The sequence below is a fragment of the Streptomyces sp. MB09-02B genome, assembly GCF_033794485.1.
GTDB lineage: Bacteria > Actinomycetota > Actinomycetes > Streptomycetales > Streptomycetaceae > Streptomyces.
On the sequence record NZ_JARGEE010000114.1, the window covers coordinates 1 to 22,912 of the forward strand.

Below are 22,912 nucleotides of genomic sequence, written 5' to 3' on the forward strand. Positions count from 1 at the left end.
CGCAACCAGCGCCAAGTCGACTGGCACTTCACCACCGACGACGCACGCGTGAAACTACGCCACCTCTACCCAACCGCACAGCGAAATTAAGCCGCGACGATCTACTAGTAATGGTGGCCCCTGACAGCGGTGGCGCCCATCGATCTCGAACGACGACCACGACGGCCCGGTACCCGTAGGCGGGCCGTCGGAGCGTCTACCCAGCTAGACCCAAGTATCCAGCCACATCCGCGACCGTCAGCAGTCGATTGGGATCGGCCGACCCGTCGACTTCTGCTTCGTTGCCGTCGACGCCATCGCCAACTTCCTCCGAGAAGATGCTGGCCGCCCTGGCGGCCGGCACGGTGACCACCGCCAACCTGCCCGCCATCCTGCGCACCTGCCGGGTCTTGGCAGACGACACCAGCTGCGGGTGAGCGCTGAGTTGGCGAGGCGTGCTCGGGTGGGGCAGGCATGGCACGCGCTCGGATGGTGGCCGTCCGCCGCTGACGAACCAGTGGTCACCGGAGGGCGGTGCCCGTGTTGTAACCGCACTGCTTGGATGTGGGCATGTCTGATGATCTGAGTGGTGACGAAGTCGGGGTGGACCCGGGATTCCTGGTGAACGCCGATCCGGGTGAGGTTCTGGGCGTTTTGGAGGCGAACCCCGCATCGAGCCCCACGGTGCGGCGGCTGCGGGCAATGTACCGGACGTCGGAATATCCGTACCGGGCCGTGACGCCGGGTGTGCGGCGGCAGTTGCTCGCGCTGGATGCCGCTCGGTTCGGAGAACGGGAGCTGGCGGCGCGGATCAGCTCCGTAGCGGTGGAGGGGGAACCCGACGCGCTGTGGACGGTGGAGTGGGCGACCAGCAGCGAGATAGTCCTTACCTACCGGGACACCTTCCCCGGCCACACGGACACCGTGGAATCAGTGTCGTTGGGGGCGATGGAAGGCCGGGACGTCGCCGTCACCACTGGCTGGGACGAGACGGTGCGCGTGTGGGATCTGGCTGACGGACGGCAGGTCGGCGAACCCCTTGCCGACCACACCAGCGGGACACGCGGGGTGGCCAGGACGGTGGTGGTGGAGGGCCGGCCCGTCGTCACCGTCGGCTATGCCCCCGCCGACCAGCCTGTCGACGAGTCCCTCGCAGGTCACATCGAGGCGGCATGGACGGTAGCGACGGGCGTGGTGGACGGCCACCCGGTCGTGGCCGTCGCCGACGGGGAGAAGCCGGTACAGGTGTGGGACCTGGCCACGGGCAGTCCGGTCGGTGAGCCGTTCACCGGTCACACTGAGCCGGCTCGCGTGGTGGCGACAGGGGTGGTGGACGGACGTCCCGTCGCCGTCACCGGCAGCCTGGACACGACGGTGCGCGTGTGGGACCTGGCCACGGGCCGACCCATCGGCAAGCCGCTCACCGCCCACACCGAGTCGGTGTGGGCGGTGGCGACGGGCGTGGTGGACGGCCTCCCTGTCGCCGTCACCGGCAGCTCCGACAAAACGGTGCGGGTCTGGGACCTGGCGGCCGGCCGGCTGGTCGGACCGGAGTTGGTGTTCCCCTCGCAGGTAGGCGCGGTGGCGGTCACACCGGATGGCCGGCTGGTGGTGGGCTTCGGCTGGGAGGTGGCAGTGCTGACCCGCCGCTGACCGACCGGTCTCACCCGGTTTCTCCCATGGCACTCCCGTGCCAGGCGTTGTGCGATGAGTGGGAACCGTCAGGCGTCGGCCAGTTCGGCGGCGCCGAAGGAGACGTCGAAGCGGTCGCACCAGATGCTGACACTGCTGTAGCGGGACAGGTCGACGTTCTCGGGCACGGCGTAATTCTGGCTGCCCTTGTTGCCCTTGAGCTTGCCGAGGCTGACGTGTGCGCCATCGTCGAAGACGTGCCAGCCGGCCTGCCCCTCCTTCACCGGTGCGTCGGTCAGCCACACGCGCAGATCGGGGCCGTTGCTGGTGTCGAGGTTCTCCAGCCGGACCACATGCGCGCCGTCGGCCAGCCGAACGAGCTTCACGCTGCCCGAGGTCGTGTGCTCGTGGCTGATCAGATCGCCACTCGCCAGCGTCACGGGTCCGGAGACCGGTGCAGACGGGGAGGGTGACGACGCCGTGTCAGGGGTCGCAGCCGGGGTTCCGGTGGGCTCCGCGACGGCGGGCAGGGACTCCGTCACCGTCTCGTCCTGCCAGAGCTTCCACGGCTGGAACCAGTACAGGCCCACGCCCACCCCCGCGACCACAGCCACCAACACCCCTACGGCCAAAGGCCCCAACCGCCCACGCCCCATGTCGTCCCTCTTCCCGTTCCGTGAGCCTGTGTCGCCCCCGTCCATTCAACGCGAGGGACGACCCTTCGGGTGGGGACGGCCGATGACGAAATCCTTACGTCCGGCTCGGCCTCGCACACTCTTACGGAAGCGTGACGTGGCGGGCGTGGGCGCGGGAGGTCCGGCCGGTGCGCCCTAGCGTGGCCGTATGCGTGTACTGGTCACCGGCGGTGCCGGATTCATCGGGTCCCATGTCGTGGATGTGCTGACGGAGGGCGGGCACGAGCCCGTCGTGTTCGACGTGGCCGTGGACGCGGGCTCTGACGTACGGGACCGGCAGGCGGTCGACCGGGCGTTGGACGGGGTGGACGCCGTGTGCCATCAGGCGGCGATGGTGGGTCTGGGTACCGGCTTCGCCGACGCGCCGGAGTACGTCTCCCGCAACGACCTGGGTACGGCGGTGCTGTTGGCCGCCATGGCGGATGCGGGGGTGCGGCGGCTGGTTCTGGCGGGGTCGATGGTCGTGTATGGGGAGGGTCGGTACGAGTGCCGGCGGCACGGCGTGGTGCGGCCCGGGCCCCGCGCGCACGACGATCTCGCCGCGTCCCGCTTCGAGCCGCAGTGTCCGGTGTGCGGGGACGCGTTGGCGCCGGGGCTGGTGGGGGAGGACGCGCCGGTCGACCCGCGCAATGTGTACGCCACGACCAAGCTCGCCCAGGAGCATCTGGCGGCTGCGTGGGCGCGGACGACGGGCGGGTCGGCGGTGTCGTTGCGCTACCACAACGTCTACGGGCCCCGGATGCCCCGCGACACCCCCTATGCCGGGGTGGCCTCCTTCTTCCGCTCGGCGCTGGCGCACGGCCGGGCGCCCCGGGTGTTCGAGGACGGTCGGCAGCGGCGGGACTTCGTCCACGTACGGGACGTGGCCGGTGCCAACGTCATGGCTCTGGAGGCCGATGTGCGGGCCGGGACGCTCACGGCGTACAACACCGGCAGCGGTGAGCCGCACACGGTCGGGGAGATGGCGGCGGCGCTGGCCGACGCGTACGGCGGTCCGGAGCCCGTAGTGACCGGGGAGTACCGGCTCGGGGACGTACGGCACATCACGGCGGACTCGTCGCGGCTGCGCTCGGAGCTGGGGTGGAAGCCGGAGGTCGGGTTCACGGAGGGCATGCGGGAGTTCGCGCGTGCCGGGATGCGGGGCTCGTAGGCCGGCGCGAACCGCGTCAGCCCACAGGGCACCAAGTCACGTAGCCCCAAGTACCGGTGGTGCTGCCCGTGTTCAGGAAGCGGCCGCGGGCAGCACCACCTCGAACCGGCAGCCGCCGGGGATGTTGCGGACCGTGGTGCGACCCTGGTGGGCCTCGACGATGCCTCGGACGATGGCGAGGCCGAGCCCGGCGCCCGCGGGGGGCGTACGGGCGTGGGTTCCGCGCCAGCCGGTGTCGAAGACGCGGGGCAGGTCCTCCTCGGGGATGCCTCCGCAGCCGTCCGAGACGGAGAGCAACACGCCCTCGGGGGAACGTTCGGCGGCCACCATGACGGTGCCGTCGGCGGGGGTCCGGCGGATCGCGTTGACCAGGAGGTTGCCGAGCACCCGGCTCATCTCCCTGCCGTCCACCTCCACGGGCAGGGGCTCGACGCGGTCGCCGACGAGCCGCACCCCGTGTTCGTGAGCCAGGGGGTACACACCGGCGAGGGCGTCGCCGACCAGGTCGTAGACGGACACCCGGGCCGGGGTGAGGGCGAGGGCTCCGGCGTGGATGCGGGAGAGCTCGAAGAGATCGCCGACCATGCCGTTGAGGCGCTCGACCTCGGTGCGGATCTGGGTGAGGTAGCGGGCGGGGTCGGCGGCGACGCCGTCCTCCAGGGCCTCGGCCATCGCGCGCAGTCCGGCGAGCGGGGTGCGCAGGTCGTGGGAGATCCAGGCGACGAGTTCGCGCCGCGAGGATTCCAAGGCGCGCTCCCGCTGTCGGGACTCGGTGAGCTTCGCGCTCGTCGCCGCCAACTCAGCGCTCAGCAAGGCGAGTTCCGCGGTGGCAGGGCCGACGGGCGCGGTGAACGAGCCGCCGTCGCCGAAGGAGCGGGCGGCGAGCTGCAGGGCGCGGCTGCGGGCGACGACCCAGCGGCCGAGCAGCAGCGCGGTGGCCAGCGAAACGACCGCCGCCATCGCCACGACCGTGGTGACGACCCACAGGTCATGCGAGGAGAGGAACATCGCCCACGCCACCGCCAGGGTGCCGGCGAGCATCGCGGTCACCGCGACGGCGGCCACCACGGTGAGTGACGCGATGAGCGAGCGGCGTCGCAGCAGCCACAGTGCGACCGCGCCCAGCAGTCCGGCCGCGACGGCGCCGAGGAACGCGAACAGGGCGATGAGCAGGGTGTCACGCATGTTCACGCCTCCCCGTTCCGGTGGTGGGCGGGCGGTTCGTCCGCGACGACCGGGGTTCGGGTAGGGGTGCCGGCTGCTGGTAGTCCGGCGGGAGCACCGTCGGTCGAGGTGGCCGCGGTGTCGAAGCGGTAGCCGACTCCCCAGACCGTCTGGACAAGCCGCGGGTTCGCCGGGTCGTCCTCGACCTTGCCGCGCAGTCGGCGGACGTGGACGGTGACCGTGGACAGGTCACCGAAGTCCCAGCCCCACACCTCACGCATCAGGTCCTCACGGCTGTGGGCACGGCCGGGGTTGCGCAGGAAGAAGGCGAGCAGGTCGAACTCTCGCAGGGTCAGGGCGAGTTCGACGCCGTCCTTGGTGGCGCGACGAGCGGCCGGGTCCACGGTCAGGCCCGCCGAGCACAGCGGGCCAAGACGGGCCGCTCCGGACGCGGGCCGGGCTCGGCGTAGTACGGACTCGACGCGCAGGACCAGTTCGCGGGGGCTGAAGGGCTTGGTCACGTAGTCGTCGGCGCCCACCTCCAGGCCCAGGATGCGGTCGTCCTCGTCACCGCGCGCGGTGAGCATGACGACCGGGACCGGAGCCTGTGCCCGCAGGCGGCGGCACACCTCCAGGCCGTCCATGCCGGGCAGCATCAGGTCCAGCACGACCAGGTCCGGCCAGTGCTCGGCGGCGCGGGCCAGTGCGGTCGGTCCGTCCCCCGCGCGGTCGACGGCGTGTCCGGCGCGGTCGAGGTATCCGGCGACGACCTCGGCGACCGTGGGGTCGTCGTCGACCACCAGGACGCGCGCCGCCGTCCGTCGCCCCGGCTCGTGTGGCTGCTGTTCCATGCGGCCCAGCGTCGCACCCAGCCCGGCCCCCGTGCCGCTCGGCGGACACCCCAGCTCCTGACGTCCGCGTTCCGTAAGGACACTCTGACCGATTTGCGAACTTCATCCTCGTAGGGTGAAAGCCGTGACGACCTCTCCTCCACCATCGGACGTCGATGCGGTGCGTCCCCGCCCCTCCGTCGACGTCGTGCTCCCCTGCCTGAACGAGGCCGACGCCCTGCCCTGGGTACTCGCCCGTATCCCGGCCGGCTGGCGCGCCCTGGTCGTGGACAACGGCTCCACCGACGGCTCGCCCGACATCGCCCGCGCACTGGGCGCGACCGTGGTCCACGAAACGCGCCGCGGCTTCGGCGCCGCCTGCCACGCGGGACTGACCGCCGCCACGGCCGACTTCGTGTGCTTCTGCGACTGCGACGCCTCACTCGATCCCTCGCTCCTCGTCCCCTTCGTCGGCGAAGTGGCGGACGGGCGCAGCGATCTGGTGCTCGGCAGGCGTCGCCCACAGGGGTGGGGCGCATGGCCCGCGCACGCCAGGGCCGGCAATCTCGCGCTCGCCCGCATGCTGCGCCGCCGCACCGGCCTGCGCCTGCACGACCTCGGCCCGCTGCGCGCCGCCCGCCGTGAACCGCTGCTCGCCCTCGGGCTGACCGACCGCCGCAGCGGATATCCGTTGCAGATGGTGGTGCGCGCGGCCGACGCGGGCTGGCGCGTCACCGAGCACGACGTGCCGTACCGGCCGCGCACCGGCGCCTCCAAGGTCACCGGCACCTGGCGGGGCACCTGGCAGGCGGTGCGGGACATGAGCCGCGTCCTGCACGAACCAGCCGTACGGCAGGACGACACGGCGGGAGGGGTACGTCGATGACCACGCTGCTCGTCATCGCCAAGGAGCCGCGGCCGGGCCGGGTGAAAACCCGGCTCACCCCGCCCTTCACCCCGGCAGGGGCAGCGGCGCTCGCCGAAGCGGCCCTCGCCGACACCCTGCGGACCGTGGCCGCGACGCCCGCCCTTCGGCGCGTCCTGGTGCTGGACGGCCGGCCCGGTCCCTGGCTGCCGCCTGGCTTCGACGTCGTACCGCAGTGCGCGGGCGGACTCGACGAACGGCTGGCCGCCGCCTTCGCCGGATGCGACGGACCGGCCCTGCTCATCGGCATGGACACCCCACAGGTGACCCCCGAGCTACTGACCGTGGACCTCACCGGGTGCGACGCGTGCTTCGGTCCGGCCGAGGACGGCGGGTTCTGGGCCCTGGGACTCGCCGAGCCGAACCCGGCGCTGCTGCGCGGGGTGCCCATGTCGAGGCCCGTCACCGGAGCCGTCCAGCGCGCCCGGCTGGTGGCCGCCGGGCTGCGGGTCCGCGACCTGCCGCGTCTGAGGGACGTCGACACCGCCGCCGACGCCGAGGCCGTAGCCGCGCTCGCGCCCCGCACCCGGTTCGCGGCGGAACTGGCCCGGCTGCGAGCGGTCAGTGGCCGATGAGCGGCACGGGAGAGAGGACCGCGCCGGTGAGGTGCGCACGGGGAGAGGGGCCTGCCGATGGACGGTCCAGTACAGGAAGCCGGCCGATGAACGGGCCTGTGGCAGAGGACCGGCCGACGAGCGACACGCGGCGCAGTCCCGTGCGGCGAACCTGGTCCGGTGATCCGTACGCCGACGCCCTGCGCACCGGCCGCGGGCCGCTCTATCTGCGCCGCGGCGACGGCTGGTTGCTGCCGCTGGAGGTGGAGCGCTGGTGTGCCCGTGCCGACGCCGTCGATCTGGAGGCCCTGGGGAGGTGCGAGGGCGCCGTCCTCGACGTGGGGTGCGGGCCGGGGCGGCTGGTCGCGGAACTCGCCGCCCGGGGGCGGCCGGTGCTCGGCATCGACGTCAGCCGGGCCGCCGTCGCCCACACCCTGCGGCTCGGCGGCCAGGCGCTGCGGCGCTCCGTGTTCGAACCGCTGCCCGGAGAGGGCCGCTGGAACAGTGTCCTGCTCCTCGACGGCAACCTCGGCATCGGCGGCGACCCCCACTCCCTCCTGTCCCGCGTGAACGAACTGCTGTGTCCCGGCGGCCTCCTGATCGCCGAGACGGTCCCTGTGGACGTGGACGAGCGTGTCGAGGTCCGCCTCGTGAGCGGCGCCGAGGCCGCAGGCGCGGACGAGGGCGTGTTCCCCTGGGCCCGGCTCGGTACTCCGGCGCTGTTGCGGCACGCCCGTCGGCTCGGCTGGCGCGCGGTCGATCAGTGGACGGCGGGCGGGCGCTCCTTCGTCGCCCTGCGCAGCCGCGCCCGCCGCCGCACCCGCAGGGCGAGCAGCAGCGCCGAACCGCCGAACAGCACGGCTGTGATCAGCCACCAGCGGGCGGCGAAGCCGTGCGCGGACAGGCCGGTGGCGGACTCGTAACGGTCCGCCACCCGGCCGCTGATCAGCGGGAACCACACCAACAGCAGCAGCCCGGACAGGACAGCGGGCACGCGGACGTACGCCACCAGTTCCCGGTGGCCGACCTCGCCCGACGCCCGGACGAGCACGCGGTCGGCGGTCGCGTACAGCGGCAACAGCACGAGGTCGTGCACCACCGCCGCGCCCACGAACCACAGCGCGACCGCGAACCAGTCGTCGGAGAGCAGCCGCACACCCGCGTACCCGGCCAGCGCGAACGAGCAGGCCAGGAGCAGCAGTTGGAACGGACTACCGACCAGGGCGCGAAGCCTCTTCGCCCCACGCGCTCTCATCACAGGTCTCCGAACGTCATCCGGGCCACCCACTTGGTGTTGAGGACTCCGGGCGCGGCGGGCACGATGATCCGCGCCGGGTGGCCGTGGTCGGGGGTCAGGGGCTCGCCGTTGACGTCCAGGGCAAGCAGGGAACGCGCGTCGCGTACCTGGTTGTCGCGCAGCGCGGCCCGGCGGAAGGCGCCGCGCCGCTGCAGGGATTCCACCAGGACGTCGGGCGCCGCCCCCGGCTCGTACCCGACGAGCGCGGCGAGGTCACGCAGCCGCACGCCCCGCCACCACTGGTCGGAGGTGGACCAGCCCTCGACGCAGGCGATCGGCAGCGCCGCGCTGTGCAGCGGCAGTTCCAGCAGTTGGGCCCGGCTCAGCCGAACGGCCCCCGACGGCCCGGTGACGGTCAGCCGCCACGCGTCCTCGCTCGTCTCGGCCGGGTCGATCCCCCGGGACGCGGCCGTCTTGTTGATCTGGAAGCCGCCGGGTCCGCTGCCCGGCTCGGCACCACCGTGCGGAGCGAGCAGGGCCGTACGCCGCAACGGCCCGTCGAAGTTCTGCCCCGCGCTCGTGGCGAGGAGCAACAGCGAGCCGCCCCCGACCAACCACACGGCACCGCGCCGCGACACGGTGGGCTCGGCGGGGTCGGGCGCAACGAGCGAGGGTTCCTCAGCGGACACCGGCGGCGGAACGGCTCCCCCGGGTGCCGGCCGCGAGCCTGCTTCCGCGTCCACGGCCCGTCCCTCTCCGCTCCCCCGCATCCGGCGCAGGTTGCGGAGGGCCGTCGGCGCCCTCAGCACCACATGGACCCCGAACGCCGCGAAGAACACCCATGCCCCGTAGAAGTGGAGCGGGTAGAAGGAGCCGGGGAACACGTAGTCGAGCTGGATGTTCAGCAGACCCGTCACGAACTCGAACAGCACCCCGCCGACCAGCAGGAGCAGCGAGATCCGCTCCAGGGCGTGGGTGAGCGAGCGCGCCGGGGGCAGCTGGAACAACCTCGGCACCACCGACCACAGCTTGGCGAGCACCACGGGGACCAGGGCGATCCCGAGCGTGACGTGAACGCCCTGGGTGAGCCGGTACAGCCAGTGCGGATTCGTCGGCCAGGCGAAGAGGTAGAAGCCGAGGATCCCCTTGTCCCCGGTCTTGTCGTTCACCGGTGACAGGTTCGGGTTGTAGGCGGCGTACGACAGCAGGCCCGTCACGAACAGCACCGTGACACCGGCGAGCAGCACGACGCCGAGGACGGAGGTGAACCAGGGGCCGCGCAGCGGGCTGCGCCAGAAGGCGGGAGAGGAGGGAGACCGTGCCATGCCCCGACGCTAGGCCCGGAGCACCCGGTCGGAGGGTGCGCGACTCATGACGAAAGGCTGACGTCCGCGCCTGTCGGGAGTCCACGGGCCACCGCCCGGCCTAACGTCTCCGAGCGTGAACCGTGATCTTCGCCGCGATCCGCGCCGCGATCTCCGCCGCGACCTCTACGCCGTCTCGGCCGCCGCACTGCTCGTGGTGGTGACCGCGTTGGTCGGTGTCGCCATCAAGCGCGCCGACGACGTTCTGCACGTCGGCTGGCCACCCCTGTACGCCAACTGGCTGCCCCACGTCGGCCCCGGCACCCCCGCCGCGATCATCGTCGCCGCCGCCGTCGTGGCATACGGTCCCCCACTGGCCGCCAGACTGCCCTGGCGGTCACTGCTCTGGAGCGCGTGGGCCACCGCCCTGGCATGGACCTTCTCCCTCGCCCTGGTCGACGGCTGGCACCGCGGCATCGCCCGCCGGCTGACCACCAGGTACGAGTACCTCCAGGTCATCGACCGCTTCGACGACATCCCCGCCGCCCTGCGGAACTTCACCGACCACATCCTGCTCGGCTCCCCCGACCACTGGCCCCCGCACATCGCCGGCCACCCGCCGGGCGCCACCCTCACCTTCGTCCTCCTCGACCGGATCGGTCTGGGAGGCGGGGGGTGGGCGGGTGTCTTCGTCATCGCGGTCGGGGCGAGCGCCGCGGTCGCCGTCCTCGTCACCATACGGACGCTGGCGAGCGAGGCCCTGGCCCGCCGCGCGGCCCCTTTCCTGGTCCTCGCCCCTGCGGCGGTCTGGATGGGGACATCGGCGGACGGGTACTTCGCGGCGGTCGCCGCCTGGGCCACGGCCTTCCTCACTCTTGCGGTGACGGGACACCGCCCGGCGGCCACCGCGCTCGCCGCCGGACTCCTCTTCGGCCTCACCGTCTACCTGTCGTACGGCCTCACCCTCTTCGCCGCGATGGCCACCACCGTCCTGCTGCTCGGCTCCCGACGGCTACCGGTCCTCCTCTACGCGGTCGTCGGCCTCCTCGTCGTCCCGGTGGCCTTCACCGTGGCAGGCTTCAACTGGTGGGAGGCGTATCACCTGCTCGTCGAGCGCTACTACCAGGGCGCCGGCGGCTTCCGCCCGTACGGCTACTGGCTGTTCGCCAACCTCGCCTGCACGGTCCTCGTCGTGGGACCGGCCACGGTGGCGGGGCTGCGCAGGGCGGGCGCCCGCCTCGCCCGATGGCACGCGACGCCCGTCGCCGAGCGCAGACTGGGACTCCTGCTCTGCGCAGCCCTGACGATGCTGCTCGCCGCCGACCTGTCCGGGATGAGCAAGGCGGAAACGGAACGGATCTGGCTGCCGTTCGCGCTCTGGCTGCTCTCCGCCGGCGCGTTCCTGGACCGACCACGCGCCTGGCTGACCTTGCAGGCGGTCCTTGCCCTCCTTCTCAACCATCTGTTGCTGACAGGCTGGTGACCCGGAGGCCGAAACGAACGTGATGGGTGACTGCTGTTGGCTACAGGCGGTTCATCGATGTGGAGTCGGCGTTCCGTCTAGGGGCATGTGTCGTGCCCGCGGATGAGCGCGGCTCACCCCCAGACCGCCTCTCGCCGAGCGGACGAAGCAGTGCACTGCACCAACTTGGCGGGCTGGTCCAGCCTCCTTTCCCACGGGCCATGCCGCCCGACTGAGGAACCGTGGGCCAAGTCCCCCTGTCACGCCTGCGTGGTCCGTCGAGGTAGTACTGCATCCGTCTTGCGTAGCTGCTGCCGCACCTCCACGTCGATGCTCTGCGCCAGCTTCCGCTGGTGCTTCGCCGTCGAGTGCTGGTGGATCAGCTGGGCGCGCTCCGAGGACTGGCCGGCGCGGACCATGAGGTCCTTCAGCTTGGCACCCGTGTCGGCAGCCAGGGTGTTGCCGGTGTGGCGTAGGTCGTGGAAGCGGAAGTTCTCCGGCATGCCGACCTTGGTCCTCGCCTTGCGCTGCTTGCGGCCGAAGATCGAGCGACGGAAGGGGGCGCCCTTTACCTTCCGGAACGCCGGGCGGAACAGGCGTGGGAGCCCCTCGCTCCTGATCGCTCGGAGTCCTTGCGAGCGTGCGGACGGCCAGACCCCCGTGACTGCTCAATCTTCATCCACATGTGATGCACATCACATCACCCCCATGCAATTTTTGCTCAGCGCAATGATTCATCCGTGGCCCACGTCCGTACCTCCTGGCAACCGAATCCGCTCCCCGGCGGATGCCCGCGCTCGCGCCCCGACCCGGGCCAGAGCACGCACGCCAGGAGGAACCATGCGCATCCCTCGTACCGCAGGAGCCATCTTCATGAGCGGCGGCCTGCTGATGACCGTCGTCGCGCTCGCCTACCCCGCCATCCTGGGGGTCGAGAAGACGGCCACCTCGACCGAGCGCATCATCGCCAACACGCCGTTCGGTCCGGTGACGGAGGCCGACCGGGACTTCGTGATCAAGGTGCGTTCGGCGGGGCTGTGGGAGTACCCGCTGGGAGAGATGGCCATGGAACGCGGTACGACACCGGAGATGAAGGAGGCCGGCGAGCATCTGGTCGTCGGGCACGCCGGCCTCGACGAGATGTGCCGCAGGATCGCCCCGGAACTGGGCATCACGCTCAACAACCAGGCGAGTCCCCAGCAGCAGCAGTTCGTGGCCACCGTGGACGCGGCCCAGGGCAAGGAGTTCGACTCCACCGCCGTGCAGATCATGCGCGTCACGCACGGCCAGATCTTCCCGGCCATCGCCAAGATCCGCGCCAGCACCCGCAACACCCTGGTGCGCCAGCTGGCCGACCTCGCCAACGACACCGTCCTCGACCACATCACCGTGCTGGAGAAGACCGGCCTGGTCAACCACGAGAACGTCAACTACCAACAGACCAACCCCCCGAAACTGCCCAAGGACCAGGCCACCCCGCCCGTGCCCCAGCCGGGCGCCCCCATGGTCGTCCTGACCCCGCGTCCGGACCTGGACGTCAACACCGCCGCACCGACCGCTCCCCCCAGCCCTTCGGCGTCGGCCTCCACCGGCGAGGAGTGACACCGGAACACACCGTGCCGGGTCGGCTCGGCCCCGCGCCTGACGACCGAACGGCACAGGTACCGTCCGTCCTCGATACCGGTTCCGGGCCCGCCCTCGACCAGGGTCACCACCACCGGCCGCACCTCACCCCGCTGAGCCAGCACCAGCCAGCCGGCCGCCTGGGGCGTGAGCGGCGCCAGGCACAGTGCGAGCGTGGCGGCGATGCCGACGAGCGCGCGACCCGCGCCGGTGATCAGAAGGTAGACGGCGAGCGCGGTGGCGATCACCAGTCCGCCCTCTCCGGCCGCCAGCGCGGGATGCCCGGCCCAGACCCCGGCGGTCCCGACTCCGATGATGGCGGCCGCCGCCAGGACACCGACGAGGATCCCCTCAGCGAGCAGCCACCACGGCGTCAGACCGACGCACTCCGCCGGCCCCCACACAAAGGAGGACCCCGGAACAGGCCGTTGAGCCCGGGGCCGAACCGTGGGCGCGCTCAGGCACCCCTGGGCACCACGGAGTCCACCCAGCCCAGGGGGTACGGCTCCGTGTCGTCCCCCGCCGCCGGGGCAAGCGGTTCGCCGCCCGCCTCATTGAAGGCGGTGAGGGCGTCCACGAGAGCCGCCCGCTGATCCGGCGACAGGCGCTCGACGATCCCGGCGATCTCCGTCCTGCGGCGGCCGGTGACGTCCTCGACGGTGCGTCGGCCCTCCTCCGTGAGCTGGAGCACGGTCTCGCGGCGGTTGCCGGGATTGGTCTGCCGGTCGGCGAGCCCGGCCGCGATGAGCCGGTCGACCATGCGCATGGCGGTGGACGGCGCGACCTGCAGGACATCGGCGAGGGTGACCAGCTTGGTGGCCCCGTGCGTGGACAGCACCACGAGCATGCGGAACTGAGGCAGCGTCACCCGCTCCTCCACCTCGGCCAGCGACCGGGCGGAGACGGCGACCAAGAGTCTCGACGCGGTGAGCACCGCACGGGTCACCACGTCGACATCGTCCATGCCCCCGGCCGGGGCCTCACGTTGCACCATGCCACCTTTCTACAGCGCCACGAGCACCGCCCCCTCAACCCATAGGAACAGATTTTCCACTCTCATGACCCCTCCATGGTTCACCACAGTGCCCGCCTTCACCGGCCGCTCTCGTTTCCGCGACAGCGGAGCAGCAGCATCGCGGCGGCGTCGTGGGGCGGTCCCTCGGCGTGGCCTCGCACATCGCGGCGCAGCGCGTCGAGCGCCGCGTGCGCGTCGGAATCCTTGAGCAGAGCGGCCCGTTCGGCGAGCGGACAGAAGTGCCCGTCCTCGTCCCGCGCCTCGGTGACACCGTCGGTGTACAGCAGTGACTGCTCGCCCGGCGCGAACCCCACCCGGTAGGGCGGCGGCCCTGCATCGGCCGGCACGCCCAACCCCACACGGCAGCTGGACCATCGCGGCCGGGTTCGGCCCCACATCGGACTGGTACCGGAACCTCCGCCGACGGCCGCACACGGTCATCCAGTTCGGCAACCGCCACCACGCCGTCACCGCGCACTTCCTCCCACCGGAGGCCGGGGCGGAGATCATGGCGGATTGCTCCCGGCGGCATCCGCGGACGGTTCGCCGCCTGTGCGCGTTCATGGGGCTGCCCTCCGACGGAAGCGAGGCCGCATTCCTCAAGGCCGGACGCACCATCCCGTTCGTACGTCTCGACGCCTCGATCGGGTACCGCCAGAGGTGCGTCGCCCGAGGCGAAAGCCACCGCGCGCCGGCGACGGCGGGGCGGCCCGGCCGTCGACCACCGCGCGGTCCGGTCGGCCGGTGGCGCCCCCGGAGTCGTCCCGGGGGCGCCACCCACCGCGGTGGCTGCTTTCCCCTACACCGCGGCGATGCCCTCCATGCCGGACTCGGCGAAGGCGGGCAGCCCGGTGGCGGTGGTGACCTTGGTGAGCGAGCCGTTCCGGCCGATACGGAAGCCGTCAACTGTGCCGGAGGCCGCGTTCTGCACGTACAGGAACCTCTCGTCCTCGGTCACCGCCAGATCGATGACCCCCTGGGACTTGGCTGAGGGAGGCGTGGCGATGCCGATGTCATTGGTGAGGGCGAGGCGTCCGTCGCGGCCGGTGCGGTAACCGGTGACGACGTGGACCAGAGCGGGGATGGCTTTCGGCGCGCCATAGGGAAACCGTGGACTCCTGGCACGTCGTCAAGTACCCGTCCGGCGCTTATAGAGCGTCCGTCGATACTGCCGGGCGGACGGCTCCCTCCCGGGCGTGGCCCTGGCGACCGGAGCCTCTTCCGGCATCGGCGCGGCGGTGGCGCGAGGGCTGTCCGGGGCGCGCGGGGGATGGCGAAGCCCTCACGCCTGCCGAAGACCTCCGGTCCGGGATCGGTCAGCGGTGCTCGGGGTTGTCCGCGCCTGGGCGGCACCCGGCGTCCCACTGCGAGCGCTGGTTGCCGTAGGCGGGGATGCCTCCGGAGCGCTTGAGTAGGGCCGCGACGTGCATGAGGTTCCACGTCATGAAGGCGGTGTTGCGGTTGGTGAAGTCGTTCTCAGGGCCGCCTGAGCCCGGGTCGAGGTACGACGGCCCCGGGCCGGCCACGCCGATCCAGCCGGCGTCCGCCTGGGGCGGGATGGTGTAGCCGAGGTGCTGCAGGCTGTAGAGCACATTCATCGCGCAGTGCTTCACGCCGTCCTCGTTCCCGGTGATCAGACAGCCGCCGACCCGGCCGTAGTAGGCGTACTGGCCCTGGGAGTTGAGCAGCGAGGAGCAGGCGTAGAGACGCTCGATCACCTTCTTCGTCACCGAGCTGTTGTCGCCCAGCCAGATCGGGCCGGCGATGACCAGGATGTCCGCGACCATGACCTGCTCGTACAGCGCGGGCCACTCGTCCGTGGCGAAGCCGTGCTCGGTCATGTCCGGGTAGACGCCGGGCGCGATGTCGTGGTCGACGGCGCGGATCTCTGATGTGGTGACGCCGCACGACATCATGATCGCCGCGCTCTTGTCGATCAAACCCTGGGTGTGACTGATCTGCGGAGACGGCTTCAGCGTGCAGTTGACGTAGAGGGCGGTCAGGTCGTCGAAGCGGTACAGAGTGTCGCTGGACGGTGATGTCGACATGAGGGGCAGCGTCTCGCACGACTCCCGGTTTGTCCCGGTCCGACGCACCCTCGCATGCCTTACGGAGTCATGACGTACGGGCGTGGTCCCGTGGCGCGGCGCCAGTGCTGACCTCACGGTTCGTCCCCTGGTGAGACCGCTTCCGGGCGCCGGTGTCCTGGCGGATACGCGGCCTTCTCCACCACCGCCCCCGGCACCCAGCGCTTCCTCGACCACGGCCGCCCCGGCTGCCTGCTGTACGCGGTCGCGACCCCGCTGACCGCCATCACAGCGATCTGCGCCCGCCCTCCGCGCTCACCCGCCTCGCTGCGCTTCCGCACGCAGCCGGAGACGGGGACAGTCGTGAACTGGCTGATGGTCATCCTCGGCGCGATCGTCGGCTCCCCGCTGCACTACCGAACCGGTCCCCCGCCCCTATCACGCCTCGCTGGTGTCAAGGTCGCTCATCGGCATCAGCAGCAGCCGCCCGCAGCGACCGGTTCCTTCGCGCCGGTGTCGGACTCGGCCCCGTTTTCGGCCCGGCCGGTGCAGCAGGTGCTGCCCTGCTGCTTGGCCAGGGAGTCGGCGTCGGCCTTGACTACGTACACCTCCCAGGGTTCCTGGCCGGGGCCCTGGACCCAGACCTTGTCCTGAAGGGCGTAGCAACAGGTGGTGTCGTTCTCCACGTCGGTGGCCAGGCCGGCCTCGCCCAGTCGGGTGGTGGCGGCATGGACGGCCTCGGTCGTCCCGACCTCGACGCCGAGGTGGTCCATGCGGGTCGCCTCACCCGCCATGCCCTCGATCAGGACGAGCTTCAGCGGCGGCTCGGCGATGGCGAAGTTGGCGTAGCCGTCACGGAGTTTGGCGGGCTCGGTCCCGAAGAGCTTCGAGTAGAAGGCCACGGATGCGGCGAGGTCGGGGACGCGGAGGGCGAGCTGTACGCGGGATGTCATGGCGAACCTCCTTGCATGGATGGGGTGTTCAGCAGCCGCCGGAGGTGGTGGCCGGGGCGCCGATGCCGATCTGGAGGGTGGAGGGGGCGGCGCAGCATCCGCCGCCGGACTGTTCGGCGTTGTCCGGCTCGTCGAAGAGGCCCGCGCCGCCGCACACACCCGTCTCCGGAAGGGTGAGTTCGACGCGCTCGGCGGCCTCGCGGTCGCCGGCGATCGCGGCGGCGACGGAGCGGACCTGCTCGTAGCCGGTCATCGCGAGGAACGTCGGGGCCCGGCCGTAGGACTTCATACCGACCAGGTAGACGCCCTGCTCCGGGTGGGAAAGCTCGTTCACGCCGTGCGGGTAGACCGTGCCGCAGGAGTGGACGTTGGGGTCGATCAGGGGGGCGAGGGCGGCCGGGGCCTGGAGGCGCTCGTCGAGACCGAGGCGGAGTTCGGAGAGGAACGACAGGTCGGGGCGCAGGCCGGTCAGGACGATGACCTCGTCGACCGGGTTCAGGCGGCGGCCGTCCTCCGCGACCAGGACGAGCCGGTCACCGTCACGTTCCACAGCCTGTGTACGGAATCCCGTGGCCGCGCTCGCGTGGCCGGCCTCGACGGCGGCCTTGGCGCGCAGGCCCAGCGCGCCTCGGGCGGGAAGCTCGTCGGCCTCGCCGCCGCCGTAGGTGTTCGCGCCGATGCCACGTCGCAGGATCCACACCGCATGGGTCCCGTCCTCCTCCTTGGCCAGCTCGGCGAGCAGCGCGAGGGCGGTGAAGGCGGAGGCACCGGAGCCGATCACGGCGGTGCGCTTGCCCGCGTACCGGGCGCGTACGGCCGGGTCGCCCAGGTCGGGGACACGGTAGGAGATGCGGTCGGCGGCGGTCTTCTCGCCGAGGGCGGGCAGGCCGTCGGCGCCCATCGGGCTGGGCGTCGACCAGGTGCCGGAGGCGTCGATGACGGCGCGGGCGGTGATCCGCTCCTCGCTGCCGTCGGCGAGCTGGACGTGGACGGTGAAGGGCTGCTCCTCGCGGCCGGAGTCGACGATGCGGTCCCGGCCCGCGCGTGCGACGCCGGTGACCGTGGTGCCGTAGCGGACCTGGTCGCCCAGGACGTCGGCGAGCGGCTGGAGGTACTGCTCGGCCCAGTCACCGCCGGTGGGGTAGACGGCGGCGTCGGGACGGACCCAGCCGGTCGGGGCCAGCAGCTTCTCGGCGGCCGGGTCGACGACCTCGCCCCAGGTCGAGAACAGCCGGACGTGCGACCAGTCGCGTACGGCGCTGCCCGCGGCCGGTCCGGCTTCCAGGACGAGGGGTTCGATGCCGCGCTCGACGAGGCGGGCGGCGGCGGCCAGGCCGACGGGGCCGGCACCGATGACCACGACGGGCAGCTGGTCGGTGGTAGGCACGCTGTTGATGGGCGCAGCCACGAGATTCCCCTTTACTTTGACATCCGTCGATCTCTTGCACGGCCAGCATGCCACCTGATTCGATAAGCGTCAACATAGACACTCATCGAAACCAAGGGGGATCCGGATCTACTCTGCCGCGCTACGCCGACCACTTGGACGCCGAGGTCCGCACGAGGGTCCGCGTACGAGAAGTCCGCGCGGACAACGGCGGCTTCACCCTCACCCTGGAAGGCGGCGACCGGCTGATCGCCGCCCTTCGAAGCTCTGGGTCATTAGTTCGACATGTGTCAACATAGATGCATGTCGAACATCAAGGCACTGCCCCTGCTGGAGCCCGCGGCCCCGGAGGCCGTGGCTCCCTGCTGCCCGCCGCTGACCGAGCGCCCCTTCACCGCCGAGGAGGCCGAGCGGACCGCCCGGATGTTCAAGGCGCTCGGCGACCCGGTCCGTTTGCGCCTCTTCTCCCTGGTCGCCTCGCACGAGGGCGGCGAGGCGTGTGTCTGCGACATCTCCGACGTGGGTGTCTCCCAGCCGACGGTCTCCCACCACCTCAAGAAGCTCAGGGAAGCCGGGCTCCTGACCTCCGAGCGTCGCGGTACCTGGGTGTACTACAAGGTCGAGCCCTCGGTGGTGGCCGCACTCGGCGGAATCCTCGGCAGCATGGGCTGAGGATCCCGTATGACCGTCGGGTACGCCCGACTACGCGCCTTGCCGGAGTCCGTCGCCACCGAAGTACGCAAGGTGATCGGCGAGTTGTCGTGACGTGCGGCTCGCCGTCCGCCTCGATCACCGTCTGGCGGTGATCAGTTCGGCGATCTCGCGGGCCGCGTCGCGGGCGGGGCGGCCGACGCCGATGAGGGTGGCGGAGGCCGGGCCGGTCCAGTCGCCGTAGCCGAGGAGGTGAAGGCGGGGTTCGTCCACGGCCCGTGTGCCGGTGGTGGGGATGTGGCCGCGCGGGCCGCGCAGGCCCAGGGGCGCCAGGTGCGAGAGTGCCGGGCGGAAGCCGGTGCACCAGATGACCGCGTCCGCGTCCGCCCGTGTGCCGTCGGTCCACACGACGCCGTCGCGGTCGAGGCGTGCGAACATCGGCGCGGCCTTGAGCCGTCCCGCGTCACGGGCTTCCCGCACCGGCGGTACGGCGACGATGTCCCCCAGCGACGCCACTCCCCCGCTGTCGGTGCGGCCTTCGTCCAGCGCACGACGCCGGGCGGTGGCCACATCGAACAGCACCCGCCCGTCGATGTCGTCGGCCAGGAAACGCGGCGGACGCTTGGTCGCCCAGGTCAGCTCGGTGTCGTACGCCAGGTCGGCGGCGATCTGCGCACCGGAGTTGCCACCACCGACCACCACGACACGTCGGCCCGCGAAGTCCTGGGGTCGGCGGTACTCGACGGTGTGCAGTTGCTCGCCGCGGAAGTCCGCACGGCCGGGAGGAAGGGCCGCCACCAGGTGCCGGTCGCACCGATCACGGCACGGGTCCGCCAGTCCCCCGCGTCGGTCTCCACCCGCAGAAGCGCACCGTCACGGTGTACGCCCGCCACGCGCACCGGGCGCCGTACCGGCAGGTCGTAACGCCGCTCGTAGTCGCGCAGGTACGCCACGACGTGCGCGGCGTCCGGGTACTCCGCACCCTGCTGGACCGGCATGAGCCGTCCCGGAAGGGAGGAGTACGCGGCCGGGGAGAACAGACGCAACGAGTCCCAGGCATGCCGCCAGGCCCCGCCCGGCGCGGACGAGGCGTCCAGGACGACGAAGTCCACGCCCAGGCGGCGCAGGTGGTAACCGGCGGCGAGCCCGGACTGGCCGCCGCCCATCACCACGACATCCGTCTGCTCGCTCATCGCGCCCGCGCCACCGAGCCGGCCGCGCGTGTGAAGCAGCGCACGGTACGGGCCGGAGGCTCGTACGGGGCACTCAGCGTCGACCCTCCCCGGACGGTTCGGACGGTGACGCGGGCGTGGTTCTCGGAGACGCCGGCGCCGCACTCGCGGCAGACACCTACGGCCTTCCTGCTCGCTTCCTGCGCACGGCAATCCAAGCAATGCATCAGCGAGCGGCTCCCACGGTCACCAGCTCGGACGAGCCGAACTTCTTGCGCCAGGCCAGCGACACGTACACCAGCGCCACCAGGACCGGCACCTCGATCAGCGGACCGACGACGCCCGACAGAGCCTGACCGGAGGTCACACCGAAGGTGGCGATGGCGACCGCGATGGCCAGTTCGAAGTTGTTGCCGGCGGCCGTGAAGGCGAGGGTCGCGGTGCGGTCGTAGGCGAGGCCGATGACCCTGCCGAGGGCGAAGGTGCCGAACCACATGACCGCGAAGTACACGAGCAGCGGGAGCGCGATGCGGGCCACGTCCAGCGGCTGCGAGGTGATCGTCTTCCCCTGGAGGGCGAAGAGGATGACGATCGTGAAGAGCAGGCCGTACAGGGCCCACGGGCCGATCTTGGGAAGGAAGTCGGCCTCGTACTTCTCGCGGCCCAGTTTCTTCTCGCCGATGCGGCGGGTCAGGAAGCCGGCCAGCAGCGGGACACCGAGGAAGATGACGACGTTGAGGGCGATCTTCCACATGGAGATGTCGAGGTGTTCGCCGTCGCCGAGGCCGAGCCAGCCGGGCAGCAGGTCTAGGTAGAACCAGCCGAGCAGGCCGAACGCCAGTACCTGGAAGACCGAGTTGAGGGCCACCAGGACGGCTGCCGCCTCACGGTCGCCGCAGGCCAGGTCGTTCCAGATGATGACCATGGCGATACAGCGGGCGAGACCGACGATGATCAGGCCGGTGCGGTACTCGGGCAGGTCCGGCAGGAAGATCCAGGCAAGCGCGAACATGATCGCCGGGCCGACGATCCAGTTGATGACCAGCGAGGAGATCATGAGCGGCTTGTCGCCGGTGACGGCGTCGAGCTTGTCGTAGCGGACCTTGGCCAGGACCGGGTACATCATGATCAGCAGGCCGACGGCGATCGGCAGGGAGATGCCGCCGATCTCGACCTTGGCGAGGGTGTCGTTCAGGCCGGGGATGGCGCGGCCGAGGCCGAGGCCGAGGGCCATGGCGATCAGGATCCACACCGCGAGGAAGCGGTCCAGCGTGGAGAGCTTCGCGACGACCGAGGACTCCTCCACGGTCGCGGGTGTTTCGGTGCGGGTCACGGGCAGGCCCGCTTGTTCTCGTTCGCGTCACGGGCGGACTCGGCCAGGTCGGCGAACTGTCCGGCGAGCTTGGCGATGACGTCCGGGAGCAGCTTGTAGTACGTGTACCGGCCGCACGGCTCGGTCTCCACGACCCCGGCCTCGCGCAGCACTCTCAGGTGGTTGGAGAGGTTGGTCTGGCGGGCACCTGTCTCCTCCACCAGGTGGGTGGTGCACAGCGTTTCGCGGGCGAGCAGGGTCACGATCTGGAGCCTGAGGGGGTCGGCGAGCACCCGGATCAGGTCAGTGTCGACTGACGTCATCATGTACTGATACTGTCACATCAGTGGTGACTGACACCACCGGGTGCTGACATCAACCGCGCCTGATGCCGTCGTGAGACAGGAGAGAGCCTCCGATGTCCGACAAGCCCTCCGTGCTGTTCGTCTGCGTTCACAACGCCGGCCGTTCCCAGATGGCCGCCGCGTGGCTGACCCACCTGGCCGGGGACCGCGTCGAAGTCCGCTCCGCCGGCTCCAACCCGGGCGCGGGCGTCAACCCGGCCGCCGTCGAGGCCATGGCCGAGGTCGGCATCGACATCTCCGCCGAGGTCCCGAAGATGCTCACCGTGGACGCCGTCAAGGAGTCCGACGTCTGCATCACCATGGGCTGCGGCGACACCTGCCCGGTTTTCCCCGGCAAGCGGTACCTGGACTGGCAGTTGGAGGACCCGGCGGGCCAGGGCGTCGAGGCGGTCCGCCCGATCCGGGACGAGATCAAGGTGCTCATCGAGGGCCTGATCAAGGAGATCGCGCCGGAGCCCCAGGCATGAGCACGGGTACGGACATACGCGACTCATCGTCATCGGCTCCGGGCCCGCCGGATACACCGCCGCCCTCTACACGGCTCGCGCCTCGCTGAAGCCGCTGGTCTTCGAGGGCGCGGTCACGGCCGGCGGCGCGGTGGTGCAGACGACCGAGGTGGAGAACTTCCCCGGCTTCCCGGGCGGCATCATGGGCCCCGACCTCATGGACAACATGCGTGCCCAGGCCGAGCGCTTCGGTGCCGAGCTCATTCCCGACGCATCGTCGCCGTCGACCTCACCGGCACGGTCAAGACCGTCACCGACAGCGCGGGCACGGTCCACCGCGCCAAGGCCGTCATCGTGGCGACGGGATCCCAGCACCGCAAGCTCAATCTTCCGGGCGAGGACGCGCTATCCGGCCGGGGCGTGTCGTACTGCGCGACCTGCGACGGCTTCTTCTTCCGCGAGCACGACATCGTCGTGGTCGGCGGCGGCGACACGGCGACGGAGGAGGCCACCTTCCTCTTCCGCTTCGCCCGCTCCGTGACCGTCGTCCACCGCCGCGACACCCTCCGCGCCTCCAAGACCATGCAGGACCGCGCCTTCGCGCACCCGCACCCGCACCCGCACCCATCAGGGAACCGGACGCTGTCCTCAACGCACTCTGCGAGGGGCCGCTGCGCACCGCCCACCGGTCCGGGCTGGGAAGGCCGACCCGCACGGCCCCCCTTCCCTACGGGCCCCTCGCAGTTCACCTGTTTCTTGCGAGGAGGCCCCGGGGTTCACGCCGGGGGAGGAATCGCATCCGGGTGTCGCGACGCGGAGTGTCGCCGCATCCGGTTCAGGGCGCGGAGCGCCCGTACCGCTGTCGGCATCGCCGGGGTGGTGCGAACGCGTGTGCCTGTTGTCGCTGGTCGGGGTGGTGGCTGCGGGATCGGGGGCGTTTGTGCGGCTGTCGTACGTATGGTCCTTCGCGGGGTTCGGGACGGCACGGTGTCCCGGCCGGGGAGCGTGAGGGGGCGAGATGGCGCAGGT

Annotated in this window: 23 protein-coding genes and 4 pseudogenes; 10 read left to right on the top strand and 17 right to left on the bottom strand. The window is 71.3% G+C overall.

Translation table 11 applies throughout. From position 1 onward, the window contains the following. Positions 1-196: 196 nt before the first annotated feature. On the bottom strand, positions 197-403 hold the full coding sequence (locus P1P70_RS18030) for a hypothetical protein (protein WP_319238624.1): 207 nt from the start codon (positions 401-403) through the stop codon (positions 197-199). Positions 404-549: 146 nt separating this feature from the next. On the opposite strand from P1P70_RS18030, the gene P1P70_RS18035 reads away from it, so the two are divergent. Next, complete coding sequence (locus P1P70_RS18035) at positions 550-1,632, top strand: hypothetical protein (protein WP_319238626.1); 1,083 nt, start codon at positions 550-552, stop codon at positions 1,630-1,632. A 68-nt stretch (positions 1,633-1,700) separates the two neighbouring features. Here the strand turns inward: P1P70_RS18035 and P1P70_RS18040 are convergent, their stop codons facing one another. Further along, complete coding sequence (locus P1P70_RS18040; RefSeq protein ID WP_319238629.1) at positions 1,701-2,267, bottom strand: DM13 domain-containing protein; 567 nt, start codon at positions 2,265-2,267, stop codon at positions 1,701-1,703. A 187-nt stretch (positions 2,268-2,454) separates the two neighbouring features. On the opposite strand from P1P70_RS18040, the gene P1P70_RS18045 reads away from it, so the two are divergent. After that, positions 2,455-3,456: an NAD-dependent epimerase/dehydratase family protein gene (locus P1P70_RS18045; RefSeq protein ID WP_319238632.1), complete on the top strand. Its 1,002-nt coding sequence runs from the start codon at positions 2,455-2,457 to the stop codon at positions 3,454-3,456. Positions 3,457-3,528: 72 nt separating this feature from the next. Here the strand turns inward: P1P70_RS18045 and P1P70_RS18050 are convergent, their stop codons facing one another. Both P1P70_RS18050 and P1P70_RS18055 read right to left on the bottom strand, forming a co-directional pair. Further along, on the bottom strand, positions 3,529-4,641 hold the full coding sequence (locus P1P70_RS18050; RefSeq protein WP_319238634.1) for a HAMP domain-containing sensor histidine kinase: 1,113 nt from the start codon (positions 4,639-4,641) through the stop codon (positions 3,529-3,531). Between the two features lie 2 nt (positions 4,642-4,643). After that, positions 4,644-5,471 carry a response regulator transcription factor gene (locus tag P1P70_RS18055; protein ID WP_319238637.1) on the bottom strand — a complete coding sequence of 276 codons (828 nt, stop codon included), beginning with the start codon at positions 5,469-5,471 and terminating at the stop codon, positions 4,644-4,646. A gap of 115 nt (positions 5,472-5,586) precedes the next feature. Between P1P70_RS18055 and P1P70_RS18060 the strand changes: the two genes are divergently transcribed. The 3 genes from P1P70_RS18060 (at position 5,587) to P1P70_RS18070 (ending at position 7,852) form a co-directional block, all read left to right on the top strand. Next, the gene (locus tag P1P70_RS18060) at positions 5,587-6,336 is read left to right on the top strand and encodes a glycosyltransferase family 2 protein (protein ID WP_413471487.1); all 750 of its coding nucleotides are present in this window, start codon (positions 5,587-5,589) and stop codon (positions 6,334-6,336) included. Then, positions 6,333-6,950 carry a DUF2064 domain-containing protein gene (locus P1P70_RS18065; protein WP_319238643.1) on the top strand — a complete coding sequence of 206 codons (618 nt, stop codon included), beginning with the start codon at positions 6,333-6,335 and terminating at the stop codon, positions 6,948-6,950. Before P1P70_RS18060 ends, P1P70_RS18065 begins: the two co-directional genes overlap by 4 nt. 86 nt (positions 6,951-7,036) lie before the next feature. Next, the gene (locus P1P70_RS18070; protein WP_319238645.1) at positions 7,037-7,852 is read left to right on the top strand and encodes a class I SAM-dependent methyltransferase; all 816 of its coding nucleotides are present in this window, start codon (positions 7,037-7,039) and stop codon (positions 7,850-7,852) included. 331 nt (positions 7,853-8,183) lie between these two features. Here the strand turns inward: P1P70_RS18070 and P1P70_RS18075 are convergent, their stop codons facing one another. Further along, entirely contained in the window at positions 8,184-9,491 is a 1,308-nt protein-coding gene (locus P1P70_RS18075) for a molybdopterin-dependent oxidoreductase (RefSeq protein ID WP_319238648.1), read from the bottom strand. A gap of 115 nt (positions 9,492-9,606) precedes the next feature. On the opposite strand from P1P70_RS18075, the gene P1P70_RS18080 reads away from it, so the two are divergent. Next, the gene (locus P1P70_RS18080) at positions 9,607-10,953 is read left to right on the top strand and encodes a hypothetical protein (protein ID WP_319238650.1); all 1,347 of its coding nucleotides are present in this window, start codon (positions 9,607-9,609) and stop codon (positions 10,951-10,953) included. A gap of 239 nt (positions 10,954-11,192) precedes the next feature. On the opposite strand, the pseudogene P1P70_RS18085 reads toward P1P70_RS18080, so the two are convergent. Then, positions 11,193-11,501, bottom strand: a pseudogene (locus P1P70_RS18085) (site-specific integrase); the annotation flags it as partial. Positions 11,502-11,772: 271 nt separating this feature from the next. On the opposite strand from P1P70_RS18085, the gene P1P70_RS18090 reads away from it, so the two are divergent. Continuing rightward, the gene (locus P1P70_RS18090) at positions 11,773-12,534 is read left to right on the top strand and encodes a DUF4142 domain-containing protein (protein ID WP_319238652.1); all 762 of its coding nucleotides are present in this window, start codon (positions 11,773-11,775) and stop codon (positions 12,532-12,534) included. Between the two features lie 478 nt (positions 12,535-13,012). On the opposite strand, the gene P1P70_RS18095 is transcribed toward P1P70_RS18090, so the two are convergent. The 7 genes and pseudogenes from P1P70_RS18095 to P1P70_RS18130 all read right to left on the bottom strand — a co-directional run bounded on the left by P1P70_RS18095 (position 13,013) and on the right by P1P70_RS18130 (position 17,958). Beyond that, positions 13,013-13,549: a MarR family transcriptional regulator gene (locus P1P70_RS18095; RefSeq protein WP_319238655.1), complete on the bottom strand. Its 537-nt coding sequence runs from the start codon at positions 13,547-13,549 to the stop codon at positions 13,013-13,015. A 98-nt stretch (positions 13,550-13,647) separates the two neighbouring features. Beyond that, positions 13,648-13,929 (bottom strand): annotated as a pseudogene (locus tag P1P70_RS18100) (SpoIIE family protein phosphatase); the annotation flags it as partial. Between the two features lie 440 nt (positions 13,930-14,369). Beyond that, positions 14,370-14,528: a hypothetical protein gene (locus P1P70_RS18110; RefSeq protein WP_319238676.1), complete on the bottom strand. Its 159-nt coding sequence runs from the start codon at positions 14,526-14,528 to the stop codon at positions 14,370-14,372. A gap of 358 nt (positions 14,529-14,886) precedes the next feature. Then, positions 14,887-15,618 (bottom strand): flavodoxin family protein, encoded by a 732-nt coding sequence (locus P1P70_RS18115; protein WP_319238658.1) that lies wholly within the window; start codon positions 15,616-15,618, stop codon positions 14,887-14,889. Positions 15,619-15,731: 113 nt separating this feature from the next. Next, positions 15,732-15,980 carry a hypothetical protein gene (locus P1P70_RS18120; protein ID WP_319238661.1) on the bottom strand — a complete coding sequence of 83 codons (249 nt, stop codon included), beginning with the start codon at positions 15,978-15,980 and terminating at the stop codon, positions 15,732-15,734. A gap of 90 nt (positions 15,981-16,070) precedes the next feature. Next, positions 16,071-16,550: an ArsI/CadI family heavy metal resistance metalloenzyme gene (locus P1P70_RS18125; RefSeq protein ID WP_319238664.1), complete on the bottom strand. Its 480-nt coding sequence runs from the start codon at positions 16,548-16,550 to the stop codon at positions 16,071-16,073. A gap of 28 nt (positions 16,551-16,578) precedes the next feature. Further along, the gene (locus P1P70_RS18130; RefSeq protein WP_319238667.1) at positions 16,579-17,958 is read right to left on the bottom strand and encodes an NAD(P)-binding domain-containing protein; all 1,380 of its coding nucleotides are present in this window, start codon (positions 17,956-17,958) and stop codon (positions 16,579-16,581) included. Between the two features lie 282 nt (positions 17,959-18,240). Here P1P70_RS18130 and P1P70_RS18135 point away from each other — a divergent pair, with 282 nt between their 5' ends. Beyond that, the gene (locus P1P70_RS18135; protein ID WP_060887031.1) at positions 18,241-18,609 is read left to right on the top strand and encodes an ArsR/SmtB family transcription factor; all 369 of its coding nucleotides are present in this window, start codon (positions 18,241-18,243) and stop codon (positions 18,607-18,609) included. A gap of 117 nt (positions 18,610-18,726) precedes the next feature. Here P1P70_RS18135 and P1P70_RS18140 read toward each other — a convergent pair. The 4 genes and pseudogenes from P1P70_RS18140 to P1P70_RS18150 all read right to left on the bottom strand — a co-directional run bounded on the left by P1P70_RS18140 (position 18,727) and on the right by P1P70_RS18150 (position 21,398). Next, positions 18,727-19,781: pseudogene (locus P1P70_RS18140) on the bottom strand (ArsO family NAD(P)H-dependent flavin-containing monooxygenase). After that, a complete protein-coding gene (locus P1P70_RS45805) occupies positions 19,778-19,987 on the bottom strand; it encodes a DUF2180 family protein (RefSeq protein ID WP_413471488.1) in 210 nt (69 codons plus the stop codon). The pseudogene P1P70_RS18140 and the gene P1P70_RS45805 overlap by 4 nt, the downstream one beginning before the upstream one ends. Next, the gene (gene arsB, locus P1P70_RS18145; protein WP_319238669.1) at positions 19,987-21,093 is read right to left on the bottom strand and encodes an ACR3 family arsenite efflux transporter; all 1,107 of its coding nucleotides are present in this window, start codon (positions 21,091-21,093) and stop codon (positions 19,987-19,989) included. The genes P1P70_RS45805 and arsB overlap by 1 nt, the downstream gene beginning before the upstream one ends. Next, entirely contained in the window at positions 21,090-21,398 is a 309-nt protein-coding gene (locus P1P70_RS18150) for a metalloregulator ArsR/SmtB family transcription factor (RefSeq protein WP_319238671.1), read from the bottom strand. The genes arsB and P1P70_RS18150 overlap by 4 nt, the downstream gene beginning before the upstream one ends. Before the next feature lie 92 nt (positions 21,399-21,490). Here P1P70_RS18150 and P1P70_RS18155 point away from each other — a divergent pair, with 92 nt between their 5' ends. Together P1P70_RS18155 and P1P70_RS18160 are read left to right on the top strand one after the other, a co-directional pair. Further along, the gene (locus P1P70_RS18155) at positions 21,491-21,904 is read left to right on the top strand and encodes an arsenate reductase ArsC (protein WP_189150973.1); all 414 of its coding nucleotides are present in this window, start codon (positions 21,491-21,493) and stop codon (positions 21,902-21,904) included. 25 nt (positions 21,905-21,929) lie between these two features. After that, a pseudogene (locus P1P70_RS18160) lies at positions 21,930-22,492 on the top strand (NAD(P)/FAD-dependent oxidoreductase); the annotation flags it as partial. Between the last annotated feature and the right edge of the window lie 420 nt (positions 22,493-22,912).

Excerpts from the sequence above, each read along its gene's own strand:
- P1P70_RS18035 (WP_319238626.1), top strand. The coding sequence starts at position 550 with ATGTCTGATGATCTGAGTGGTGACGAAGTCGGGGTGGACCCGGGATTC.
- P1P70_RS18040 (WP_319238629.1), bottom strand. The coding sequence starts at position 2,267 with ATGGGGCGTGGGCGGTTGGGGCCTTTGGCCGTAGGGGTGTTGGTGGCT.
- P1P70_RS18045 (WP_319238632.1), top strand. The coding sequence starts at position 2,455 with ATGCGTGTACTGGTCACCGGCGGTGCCGGATTCATCGGGTCCCATGTC.
- P1P70_RS18050 (WP_319238634.1), bottom strand. The coding sequence starts at position 4,641 with ATGCGTGACACCCTGCTCATCGCCCTGTTCGCGTTCCTCGGCGCCGTC.
- P1P70_RS18055 (WP_319238637.1), bottom strand. The coding sequence starts at position 5,471 with ATGGAACAGCAGCCACACGAGCCGGGGCGACGGACGGCGGCGCGCGTC.
- P1P70_RS18065 (WP_319238643.1), top strand. The coding sequence starts at position 6,333 with ATGACCACGCTGCTCGTCATCGCCAAGGAGCCGCGGCCGGGCCGGGTG.
- P1P70_RS18070 (WP_319238645.1), top strand. The coding sequence starts at position 7,037 with ATGAACGGGCCTGTGGCAGAGGACCGGCCGACGAGCGACACGCGGCGC.
- P1P70_RS18075 (WP_319238648.1), bottom strand. The coding sequence starts at position 9,491 with ATGGCACGGTCTCCCTCCTCTCCCGCCTTCTGGCGCAGCCCGCTGCGC.
- P1P70_RS18090 (WP_319238652.1), top strand. The coding sequence starts at position 11,773 with ATGCGCATCCCTCGTACCGCAGGAGCCATCTTCATGAGCGGCGGCCTG.
- P1P70_RS18095 (WP_319238655.1), bottom strand. The coding sequence starts at position 13,549 with ATGGTGCAACGTGAGGCCCCGGCCGGGGGCATGGACGATGTCGACGTG.
- P1P70_RS18115 (WP_319238658.1), bottom strand. The coding sequence starts at position 15,618 with ATGTCGACATCACCGTCCAGCGACACTCTGTACCGCTTCGACGACCTG.
- P1P70_RS18120 (WP_319238661.1), bottom strand. The coding sequence starts at position 15,980 with ATGACCATCAGCCAGTTCACGACTGTCCCCGTCTCCGGCTGCGTGCGG.
- P1P70_RS18125 (WP_319238664.1), bottom strand. The coding sequence starts at position 16,550 with ATGACATCCCGCGTACAGCTCGCCCTCCGCGTCCCCGACCTCGCCGCA.
- P1P70_RS18135 (WP_060887031.1), top strand. The coding sequence starts at position 18,241 with ATGTCGAACATCAAGGCACTGCCCCTGCTGGAGCCCGCGGCCCCGGAG.
- P1P70_RS45805 (WP_413471488.1), bottom strand. The coding sequence starts at position 19,987 with ATGCATTGCTTGGATTGCCGTGCGCAGGAAGCGAGCAGGAAGGCCGTA.
- P1P70_RS18150 (WP_319238671.1), bottom strand. The coding sequence starts at position 21,398 with ATGATGACGTCAGTCGACACTGACCTGATCCGGGTGCTCGCCGACCCC.
- P1P70_RS18155 (WP_189150973.1), top strand. The coding sequence starts at position 21,491 with ATGTCCGACAAGCCCTCCGTGCTGTTCGTCTGCGTTCACAACGCCGGC.